Raw genomic sequence first — 9,590 nt, forward strand, 5'->3', positions numbered from 1 at the left:
ACCCCAGCTTCTCAGCACCTCCTCGAATGAACAACCTTCATAGCTTCGACAGCTAGCGCAGCTCGGAGGGGGTGTGCGGGGCCTCGGTGCGCGCGACCGGTCACCCCTTGGTCTGGAAACTAAGGCACCGTCGAGCGTGGCTCTTCACGTCAAAGAGCGCGGGCCGCACACATCGAGCCCCCTGCACACCCCCTCCGAGCGCCGCTAGGTCGCTTTGCTCCCAAGCTTCGCTTGCCTCCCCCGTCAAGGGGGAGGTGGCATCGCGGCTGTGGCTGGATTGTGCCCCCCAAAGCACGCCCCCGTTCACATTCCGTTCGCCGCGCCCTATATTGACGTGAACCACGACAACACTGACAGATTCTGACAGCACACCTATCTATGGTGTCCGCTGCGCACTGCCCGCGCCGCCGTCGCCGGGCGCCAAGTGAACCAAACGCCGAGAGTCCGCCATGCCCCCGAAAAAGCCGGTTTCCGACTTCTCCATCGATGACTTCCTCGGCGAGATCGAGAAGGCCGAGGACGAGCGCCTGAACAAGCGGCTGCCGCAGGAGCGGCTGAAGAACAAGCGCGCCCTCGACAACGCCGCCCGCCGCGCCGCCGAAGCCGCCGGCACCGGCATCCAGCCGCTGACGCCGCAGCCTCTGATCAAGAAGGCCGATGGCCCGCTGGCGCAGGAAAAGCCGAAGAAGACCGCCCGCTCCGCCGCCACCGGCATGCAGCTCAAGGCGCCCAAGTCGAAGGCCAATTCGGTCGACCGTCCGGATTTCGGCGGCATGGGCGAGTCGGACCAGGCCGGCTTCGGACATTTACCTTCCGGCCGTGTGACGGCGCGCGATATCTCGCGCCAGGCGGCGAAAGACCCCGAGGTGATGGAGCAGCTGCGCGAGGCGCTCGAGACTTCGAAGAAGAAGGTCAAGGCGAAGAACATGCCCGGCCAGTCGCTGGCCGGCGCCCAGACCGTCGGCATCTCGGCGACGGTGAAGGCGCTCGAGGATATCATCCTGCATGGTCGCAAGGAGGTGGAGGGCAACAAGGAGTGGAAGCCCCACCGCCCTGCCCCGCGGGAAAAATCCGAAGGCGGCGTGCCGTTCAAGCTGGTCACCAGCTACGAGCCGCGCGGCGACCAGCCCACCGCCATCGCCGACCTGGTCGAAGGCATCGAGAACGGCGAGACCGACCAGGTGCTGCTCGGCGTCACCGGCTCCGGCAAGACCTTTACCGCGGCGCAGACCATCATGCGCACCCAGCGGCCGGCGCTGATCCTCGCGCCCAACAAGACGCTGGCGGCGCAGCTCTATGGCGAGATGAAGTCGTTCTTCCCCGACAACGCCGTCGAGTATTTCGTCTCCTACTACGACTACTACCAGCCCGAGGCCTATGTGCCGCGGACCGACACCTATATCGAGAAGGAATCGACCATCAACGAGCAGATCGACCGCATGCGCCACTCGGCGACGCGCGCCCTGCTCGAACGCGACGACGTCATCATCGTCGCCTCGGTCTCCTGCATCTACGGTATCGGTTCGGTGGAAGACTACACCGCCATGACCTTCGATCTCAGGAAGGGCCAGAAGGTCGACCACCAGGAGCTGCTGCGCTCCCTCACCCAGCTGCAATACAAGCGCGGCGACACCGGCTTCGTCCGCGGCACTTTTCGGGTACGCGGGGACACAGTTGAACTGTTTCCCGCCCACTATGAGGATGCCGCCTGGCGCATCACCCTGTTCGGCAACGAGATCGAGTCGATCGCCGAGTTCGATCCACTCACCGGCAAGAAATCGTCCGACCTGCTCTCGGTCCGCATCTTCGCCAACAGCCACTATGTGACGCCGCGCGCCACTCTCACCGGCGCCATCAAGGAGATCCGCAAGGAGCTCGCCGCCCGCCTGCAGGAGCTGAACGGCGCCGGCCGCTTCCTCGAAGCGCAGCGGCTCGAGCAGCGCACCCTGTTCGATCTCGAGATGATGGAAGCCACCGGCTCCTGCGCCGGCATCGAGAACTATTCGCGCTACTTCTCCGGCCGCAAGCCGGGCGAGCCGCCACCGACGCTGTTCGAATACCTGCCCGACAACGCCCTGGTGTTCATCGACGAAAGCCACGTCACCGTCGGCCAGCTCGGCGCCATGTATCGCGGCGACCTGCGCCGCAAGGCCACGCTCGCCGAATACGGCTTCCGCCTGCCCTCGGCCATGGACAACCGCCCGCTCCGCTTCGAGGAGTGGAACGCCATGCGCCCGCAGACCGTCTATGTCTCGGCCACCCCCGGCGCCTGGGAAATGGAACAGTCCGGCGGCGTCTTCGCCGAGCAGGTCATCCGCCCCACCGGCCTGATCGATCCGCCGGTCGAGATCCGCCCCGCCAAGACCCAGGTCGACGACGTGGTCGACGAGATCCGCCAGGTGTCGAAGGCCGGCTACCGCACCCTGGTCACCGTGCTCACCAAGCGCATGGCCGAGGATCTCACCGAGTACATGCACGAGCAGGGCATTCGCGTCCGCTATATGCACTCCGATATCGACACCATCGAGCGCATCGAGATCATCAGGGATCTTCGCCTCGGCGCCTTCGATGTGCTGGTCGGCATCAACCTGCTGCGCGAAGGCCTCGACATCCCCGAATGCGCCCTCGTCGCCATCCTCGATGCCGACAAGGAAGGGTTCTTGCGCTCCGAGACCTCACTGATCCAGACCATCGGCCGCGCCGCCCGTAACGTCGACGGCAAGGTCATCCTCTACGCCGACAACATCACCGGCTCCATGGAACGCGCCATGGCCGAAACCAGCCGCCGCCGCGAAAAGCAGACGGCCTACAACGTCGCCAACGGCATCACCCCGCAATCGGTGAAATCCAATATCAAGGAAATCGTCGACAGCATCTACGAACAGGACCACGTCACCGTCTCGATCGGCAAAGACAAGTCCGGCAAGGAAAAGGTCCAGGCCGGGGCAAACCTCGCCGCGGTCATCAAGGACCTGGAACGCGAGATGCGGGAGGCGGCGACCAACCTGGAGTTCGAAAAGGCGGCGAGGTTGAGGGATGAGGTGAAGCGGTTGCGGGAGATGGAGTTGGATGTGCTGGAGGGGAGCGCGGATTAGGCCACCAGCCGTTTCATCGACTTGGGGCCCCGGGCGCCCATGGCGAAATTGAGCGTGAAAGGCGGCACTCCATCTCGAGCGTGCGCATTGTCTTCGCCCATCGCCTTCATGTGAAAGACGACCGGAAGTTGTGGCCACCCCATAGATCTGCGGGAGCACTCATGGTAAGGTGGTCTGTCAAAGGGATTCTTAGATATGCCCACCTATCACGTCGAAGCGAACGACGCGTTCGTCTTCTTGGACCAGCTCGCCCCTGGGTCCGTCGATGTTCTCGTTTCGTCACCACCATACTTCATGGGCAAGGAGTATGACACCAGCAGCGACGTAAACGACTTCTTGGCTCAGCACCAGCGGCTGTTGCCGCTCATCCTTCGGGCTCTCAAGCCAGGCGGGAGCCTCTGCTGGCAGGTCGGAAATCACGTCCAAAATGGTGTACTTGTTCCTCTGGATGCACTGGTGTTCTCGGCCTTTCAGTCGACAGAACTGACGCTAAGGAACCGCATAGTTTGGACTTTCGGCCACGGCACACATGCCACCAAGCGCTTTTCTGGCAGACACGAAACTATCCTTTGGTATACTAAGGGTAACGAATACTATTTCGACTTAGATTCGGTACGGGTTCCCCAAAAATACCCCGGCAAGCGTCACTACAAAGGACCCAAGAAAGGGCAGTGGAGTGGAAATCCACTGGGCAAGAATCCGGGAGATGTTTGGGAAATCCCTAATGTAAAGGCCAATCATATCGAGAAAACCGCCCATCCGTGTCAGTTTCCGGTGGCCCTGGTGCAGCGACTAGTGCTGGCACTTAGCCCAACTGGTGGAACTGTTGCAGATCCGTTCATGGGATCCGGCTCCACCGGAGTCGCAGCTCTCACAGAAGGTCGCAATTTCCTCGGAGTGGATCTATCCGAGCAGTATGTAAATATCGCCGAGGCAAGGCTAGCTGACGCCGCCGCTGGCGCAGCGAAGTATCGATCCGTGTTCAAGCCAATATTCCAACCTCGTGGCACCGAAGCTGTAGCCACCCGCCCGGACCATTTTGGTTCCTTGGCAATGGAGGATCAACCACATGGCTAAGAAGCCAGCCCGCGCGGCAGAACCGAAGCATGCCAAAGTCGCACAGCCAATTGAGATTGACGCCACACCAATCGTGCAGGGCGGAAAAACTCTGTATTCGTTTGTAATGTCAGCAAAAGAACTTTGGGACATTGCCTCGATCAACCGTCGTGAGCGAGACAAAGAAACCGGCTATCAGCGCGTCCTCCCCCAAAGCAGAGTGTCCGCTATTTCGGAGTACATTGGCGCTGGGTGGAACATCCCCAACGCGGTTATTCTAGCCCTCGAAGGCGCAAAATACGACGACAAAACTGGGAAGCTTGTTATTCCCGCAGGGAACAATGTCGCATGGGTAATCGATGGACAGCACCGACTGGCTGGCGCACACGAGGCAATGACAGCCGACAAGGCGCTCAGATACGACTTTCCGGTGGTCGCCTTTGTAGATCTGACCGAGGACCAACAAGTCGAACAGTTCGTCACCATCAACCGAGAGGCAAAGGGTGTTCCGGCGTCACTCGTGCTGGACTTGCTTGACCGCATCCCAAAGAAGAAGCCTGCCGATCTAGCGAACGAGCGCGCTGCAGACATAGCCAAGGCCCTGGATAAGGACGCCGACTCCCCCTTCTTTCAGAGGATCGTTATCGATCGGCCTCAAGGAAGACAGGTGTCCCTCGTCAACTTCACTCGCAAAGTCGCGCCGCTCGTGAACGTTGAAAGGGGACGCCTTAAGGGATTCAGCTTTGAGCAGCAAAAGATCATCCTAGAGAACTATTTCTTAGCGATCCGCGACGTCTTCCGGTCGGAGTGGGAGAAGAGGGAAGCGATATTCTTCAAGACCGTCGGATTCGGCGCGATGCTGAATGTGTTTGAGGAGATATTTAATGTTACAACCGAACAGAAAGGATCATTTACTGTCGATGATGCTACGGAAATGCTAAAGTTGGTTGCTGATTTCGAGTTTGACCAGTGGGCAGCCCACGGCAGCGGCACGAAAGCAGAGTCTGAGGCAGCAAAGGACTTCAGCATTGACTTCTCTCGAGCACTTGATCGAAAGCTAAAACGTACCGGCGAGGAGAAGATCCGCCTGAGATGACGATCAAGACCTGGGAAAAGCTAGCAGAACTCCACATAGGGCGGCGTCCCGCCGCGAACACAACAGCTATTCTTGGCGTAGCGACAGAAGAACCAGATACGCCTCCACTGCACGAGTTCTTCTCAGAGCTTTCTACGTCACTTGATCCCAATGATGAGGGCTGGATGCTTGCGGAGGCGGCTGGCGTCCGCGAGTCGGCAAGGGCAGAGCTATACTTCTTGCGACGCAAGGCTATGGATGCCGTAACCGCAACCAAGGCACTGCTATCCTCCGAGCAATCCAAATGGTCGACGGTTGACGCTTATCACGCTTCGCTGATGTGCATGCGTGTAAGTCTTGGATCGTTTGGTCTGTTTCAGACGGCGGTTTCCGGCACTCAATACGCCTTTATCGATTTGTTCCCTGAGTACGCAGACACACGACTGGTCCGTGAATACAGGGACGCTTCTAAGCTTTACTCAAATCCAGTTAAAATAATCACCCGAAGAGAGCCAACTATATCTCACAAGACACTAACCACCATGTATAAGAGGTTGATCTCCGTTAATTACTCACAGATAAGTAGTGACACTGCCGTGACGAAGGTGCTGCGACAGGTTGATCCACAAAAATACCACCCGGTGAGGAATAAGATGATCTATAATGGCGGCTTCATGCCGGCCATAGAGCCAGGTGGATTACCTGCTAAGGGTAATGTAGACTGGCTTGACGACGACCTCAGAGACTTATCCCTGGTGTCAAATCTCATAGACACGAGTCAGGTTTCCGACATCTTTTCTTGATAGATCTAGGTTGGTCTCCGATTTAGTGGCTGCCAATATCCTTGATCGCACCGGGCAGCAGGCTCCAACGTGTTCGAGGTTGGGGCCGCGCACGATAGCTCTGAGGTCACAATCGCGTCGCACACTGCGGCCTCCCCTACCGCCCGCTTCCCGAAACCTGATGCGACCACCCCCCTGTCGCCCTGCTCGTTATCCGCCGGTGCACACTCGCTTACCCGCCCTTGGCACGTTCGCGATGGACCGAATCGCCGGAACTCGGACCTGGTGACGATGAAACGGACAAAGACCCGTATCCCCCTGAGCCGTAATTAGGGATACGTATGTAACCGATGCGGCAGCTGGTGGCCTCGCGATGCCAGCCACTGCTCGGCAGCTACCGACATCGCGATGAGGCTGCGCCCGACCAATCTCAGCATATAGATCCCACGAGAACGCCACGTAGCCGGCTTACCCGCCTGTTCTCCGCCGACCAAACCCTCCCAGTTGTCATCGCCCAGCGCAGGGAGGCCACCTGGTGCTAAGCCCCACCTTGACAGAAACCTGCGCTTCCCCCTGCCACACTCGGTTCATCCTCAATTCATCATATGACTTCCATGGTCGCCCCGTTGCATCCCGCAACGCGAGGTAAAACATCAAATGCTGCCAAAGCTTAGCGTCACGGTTTTTGCCGTTGCGGCCGCCTGTTTGACTGCCCCGTCCTTCGCTCAGACCTTTCCCGAAATCACCGCAGTTCGCGCCACCGACCTGCTGCGGGCGCCGCCGCCGGATGGGCGGCGGGTCACCGGCATCGCCAAGGGTGAGCGGCTCCGGCTCTACGAATGCGTGGGCAAGCCGACCTGGTGCCGGGTCGGGCAGCTCCAAGGCCCACATCCCTTCAACGGCTGGGTCGCGGCCGACGCGCTCGATGGCGCCGTGTCCACACAGTGACGGGCCCCGGCACCATGCTCAGCAAACGCCATGCCTCCGCGCACGCCCTGATCGCATCGCCCGTCGCGCCCGGCTCTTTCGCCACCCCTGCCCTGGCGCAGGATTTCCCTGAAATCATCGTGCTGAGGTCGACGCTGATCTCTAGCAACCCCGGTCACCGGCCGTTCGGCCAGCTGGCCAAGGGTGAACGGGTGATGCTGCACGAATGCACCGAGCTGCCGGCTACTGCCAGGTCTCGCTGCGCCAGCTCGGCCGCCGCCTGACCGGCTGGGTCAACTCCGAGGCGCTGGACGGCGTCGTCACCACCAGATGATCCGCAGCGCCACTCTCTTGCGGAACTGACGGGCCGGCGCGGGAAGAGCACCCCCACCCCTGTCCCCTCCCCGCAAGGGGGAGGGAGACCAGAACACTGACGCCGGTGTGGGCGTCTCCTCCCCCCTTGCGGGGGAGGGACAGGGTGGGGGGTACTCTGTGCGCACCGGGGTGTCCCCGCGCCCTTTGTGCGGTAGCCCGTGCCCCTCACACACCGTAACGTCATCGCCCCGACTGTTGACGCATCGAGCACCGCCCACCAGAACAGAATGGGAACGCCATCGAGTCCCCCCATGCCGCCGCCCGGCCACCTGCAGAAGAAGTATCCCGGCAAGACCCATCTGCTGAAGCATGCCGCCGAGTGGGGCCAGTTGGTGATCGTCCGCTGTAGTCGCTGCCGCCGCGGCGCCACCTATCTCGCCAGCGATCTCATCGAACTGCTCGATCCCGAGCGGCCGGCGCTGTGGCCGCCCTTCCCCTGCCCGCGCTGCGGCACCGACGAGTGCATCCGCGTCACCCTCAACTCGCCCTATGGTGAGGATTACGGCCGAATGCTGATCCGCCGCCCCGGCCCGATCCGCGTGATCCAGACCTGGCGCACGGTGAAGCTCGGCGATCCGTAAGGGTAGCGGCCTGACTCAGCGCCGTCCGCGCTGATCTGGAGCCTCGATGTGACGAGGGCCGTCATCCTCCAGCGACACGGCTCCCGAGCGGGCGCTGGCTGCCGATACTTCAAGGGCTCACTCGCCGACAGACTCCTCGTCCCCTTGCGGCCGCCCCCTCAGGACGATCATCACGCGCTCCGTGGGAGGCGGGTTGTCCGGTCCCCAACTGGCGATGATGTCACTGACCTCTGGTCGAACCAGCTTCCGCGCTTCCTCACTGGTCATCCCGTGGAGGTTGAAGAGCATCTCGTAGTCCGTCATCTCGTGGCGGACGAAGTTCTCCATGGTGATTCCGACTGCCTGCCCAAGCGGCCCCGACCAGTGCCGTCCGCGTATCAGTCGGTACAGCTCATGTCGGATCCATTCCGGGCAATGCGGGTGGTGCTGCCGCAGGTGGGCCTTGATCTCGGCGAGCTTGAACTTGGTCCCTTGGCTGTCGCGCTTGCGCCGAAGCCGTTCCTTTTTCCACCACCAGCCCGGCTTCGCGGCTGGCACTCCTCCCCCAAAGTCACCGTCCATGCCCGCTCCCCTTGCCGCGCACGAGACAAACAAAACAGCAGGACCGGCTTCGTGGCAACGAGCTGGCGTTGCGTCTTCCCCTGTCGAAATCGCCCCCCCTCGCCCGACATTGTCTCAGGCAAGCGAAAGGAGCCGATCATGTCAGCAACTCTCCCCACCAGCTTCGACGCCATTCTGGTGCAGAGTTCCGCCAAGGGCGGCTGGACCTACCTGGTCTGGCCTGAATCCGTCGCCTTCTTCGGCACCCGCGGCCTGGTCAAGGTCGTGGGCACCATGGATGGCAGACCGTTCCGCTCGAGCTTCATGGCGCTCGGCAACGGCACCCACAAGCTGCCGGTTGCCGCAGAGCTGCGCGAGCAACTGGGCAAGCGCGTCGGCGACGCGATCAGCGTGACGCTGACCGAACGGCTCAACTGAGCGGACCTCACCCCTGCTCGATGGTCAGCGTGCCGTGCGCCCGATCCTCGATGGTCTGCAGCGGCAGGCTCAGCCGGAACTCGTCGCCGGCGGGGTGATAGATGGCAAAGCGGAAGCCTTTCTGCAGCAGCGCTTCCACCTCGTCCTGGGTGAACTTGGTGTGCCGCGCGGTGCGGCCGTTGAGCGGGATGGTGTGTCTGGGCATGGGTCGTCTCCGGCGTATGTTCTTGCTTCGTTCTAGGCGCGAGGCTTTTGCCGAGTCCACTCCCTTCCACCGGTTTTTCAGCGTGCGGCGATACGGTAGAACCTGCTGGCGCAGGGGCATTTGCCCTGCCATGCCTGCAACACTCGCAGCGAGGACCTCATGATGAAGTGGATCGGCGCCGTTCTTGGCGCCATTGTCGTGCTGCTCGGTGGCCTGTGGTTCCTGCAGGGCACCGGCCTCGTCACCCTCGGGCCGATCCTCTGCGTCGCAGAATGCGAGGCGCTCGAGGGGCCGTCGCTGCTGTGGGCGGTGCTTGGGTTGGGGTTGCTGGTGGTGGGCGCTGCAGGGATCTGGTTCGCGCTGCTGCGCCGGCGGTGAGCTTCCGAACCCGCGGTCGGCAGCCCTCTCCCGCAGACCTCAAGCCGTCGTGCCCGCCAGAGCCCCCTTGCATGTTGATTTTCGCCGACTCGTAGCAGGTTCGGCGGTCCCCGGCTGGCGGCCACCAGCCAGGGACCG

The 9,590-nt window shown here is 61.6% G+C and carries 10 protein-coding genes and 1 pseudogene; 9 read left to right on the forward strand and 2 right to left on the reverse strand.

Features of this window, described 5'->3' with window-relative positions; all coding sequences use genetic code 11:
• Positions 1-713 precede the first annotated feature (713 nt).
• The 7 genes and pseudogenes from uvrB to AC1ROK_RS26995 all read left to right on the forward strand — a co-directional run.
• A pseudogene (gene uvrB, locus AC1ROK_RS26965) lies at positions 714-3,068 on the forward strand (excinuclease ABC subunit UvrB); the annotation flags it as partial.
• 222 nt (positions 3,069-3,290) lie between these two features.
• A complete protein-coding gene (locus tag AC1ROK_RS26970; protein ID WP_492852752.1) occupies positions 3,291-4,172 on the forward strand; it encodes a DNA-methyltransferase in 882 nt (293 codons plus the stop codon).
• Entirely contained in the window at positions 4,165-5,247 is a 1,083-nt protein-coding gene (locus tag AC1ROK_RS26975; protein ID WP_492852754.1) for a DGQHR domain-containing protein, read from the forward strand. The genes AC1ROK_RS26970 and AC1ROK_RS26975 overlap by 8 nt, the downstream gene beginning before the upstream one ends.
• Positions 5,244-6,029, forward strand: a complete 786-nt coding sequence (locus AC1ROK_RS26980; protein ID WP_492852756.1) for a hypothetical protein — start codon at positions 5,244-5,246, stop codon at positions 6,027-6,029. The genes AC1ROK_RS26975 and AC1ROK_RS26980 overlap by 4 nt, the downstream gene beginning before the upstream one ends.
• A gap of 636 nt (positions 6,030-6,665) precedes the next feature.
• Entirely contained in the window at positions 6,666-6,956 is a 291-nt protein-coding gene (locus AC1ROK_RS26985; protein ID WP_492852758.1) for an SH3 domain-containing protein, read from the forward strand.
• Positions 6,957-6,970: 14 nt separating this feature from the next.
• A complete protein-coding gene (locus AC1ROK_RS26990; RefSeq protein ID WP_492852760.1) occupies positions 6,971-7,219 on the forward strand; it encodes a hypothetical protein in 249 nt (82 codons plus the stop codon).
• A gap of 342 nt (positions 7,220-7,561) precedes the next feature.
• Positions 7,562-7,891: a hypothetical protein gene (locus AC1ROK_RS26995; protein WP_492852762.1), complete on the forward strand. Its 330-nt coding sequence runs from the start codon at positions 7,562-7,564 to the stop codon at positions 7,889-7,891.
• 117 nt (positions 7,892-8,008) lie between these two features.
• Here the strand turns inward: AC1ROK_RS26995 and AC1ROK_RS27000 are convergent, their stop codons facing one another.
• A complete protein-coding gene (locus AC1ROK_RS27000) occupies positions 8,009-8,452 on the reverse strand; it encodes a DUF2293 domain-containing protein (protein ID WP_492852764.1) in 444 nt (147 codons plus the stop codon).
• Positions 8,453-8,590: 138 nt separating this feature from the next.
• Between AC1ROK_RS27000 and AC1ROK_RS27005 the strand changes: the two genes are divergently transcribed.
• Positions 8,591-8,869: a DUF1905 domain-containing protein gene (locus AC1ROK_RS27005; protein WP_492852766.1), complete on the forward strand. Its 279-nt coding sequence runs from the start codon at positions 8,591-8,593 to the stop codon at positions 8,867-8,869.
• A 7-nt stretch (positions 8,870-8,876) separates the two neighbouring features.
• Here the strand turns inward: AC1ROK_RS27005 and AC1ROK_RS27010 are convergent, their stop codons facing one another.
• Positions 8,877-9,074, reverse strand: a complete 198-nt coding sequence (locus AC1ROK_RS27010; protein ID WP_492852768.1) for a hypothetical protein — start codon at positions 9,072-9,074, stop codon at positions 8,877-8,879.
• Positions 9,075-9,233: 159 nt separating this feature from the next.
• Here AC1ROK_RS27010 and AC1ROK_RS27015 point away from each other — a divergent pair, with 159 nt between their 5' ends.
• Positions 9,234-9,452: a hypothetical protein gene (locus AC1ROK_RS27015; protein ID WP_492852770.1), complete on the forward strand. Its 219-nt coding sequence runs from the start codon at positions 9,234-9,236 to the stop codon at positions 9,450-9,452.
• Positions 9,453-9,590: the final 138 nt, after the last annotated feature.

The sequence above is a fragment of the Devosia sp. GW821-FHT12F11 genome (assembly GCF_058806655.1).

Bases quoted from the DNA above. Each gene is read 5' to 3' on its own strand.
- AC1ROK_RS26970 (WP_492852752.1), top strand. From the start codon at position 3,291: ATGCCCACCTATCACGTCGAAGCGAACGACGCGTTCGTCTTCTTGGAC.
- AC1ROK_RS27005 (WP_492852766.1), top strand. From the start codon at position 8,591: ATGTCAGCAACTCTCCCCACCAGCTTCGACGCCATTCTGGTGCAGAGT.
- AC1ROK_RS27015 (WP_492852770.1), top strand. From the start codon at position 9,234: ATGATGAAGTGGATCGGCGCCGTTCTTGGCGCCATTGTCGTGCTGCTC.
- AC1ROK_RS27000 (WP_492852764.1), bottom strand. From the start codon at position 8,452: ATGGACGGTGACTTTGGGGGAGGAGTGCCAGCCGCGAAGCCGGGCTGG.
- AC1ROK_RS26980 (WP_492852756.1), top strand. From the start codon at position 5,244: ATGACGATCAAGACCTGGGAAAAGCTAGCAGAACTCCACATAGGGCGG.
- AC1ROK_RS27010 (WP_492852768.1), bottom strand. From the start codon at position 9,074: ATGCCCAGACACACCATCCCGCTCAACGGCCGCACCGCGCGGCACACC.
- AC1ROK_RS26985 (WP_492852758.1), top strand. From the start codon at position 6,666: ATGCTGCCAAAGCTTAGCGTCACGGTTTTTGCCGTTGCGGCCGCCTGT.
- AC1ROK_RS26975 (WP_492852754.1), top strand. From the start codon at position 4,165: ATGGCTAAGAAGCCAGCCCGCGCGGCAGAACCGAAGCATGCCAAAGTC.
- AC1ROK_RS26995 (WP_492852762.1), top strand. From the start codon at position 7,562: ATGCCGCCGCCCGGCCACCTGCAGAAGAAGTATCCCGGCAAGACCCAT.
- AC1ROK_RS26990 (WP_492852760.1), top strand. From the start codon at position 6,971: ATGCTCAGCAAACGCCATGCCTCCGCGCACGCCCTGATCGCATCGCCC.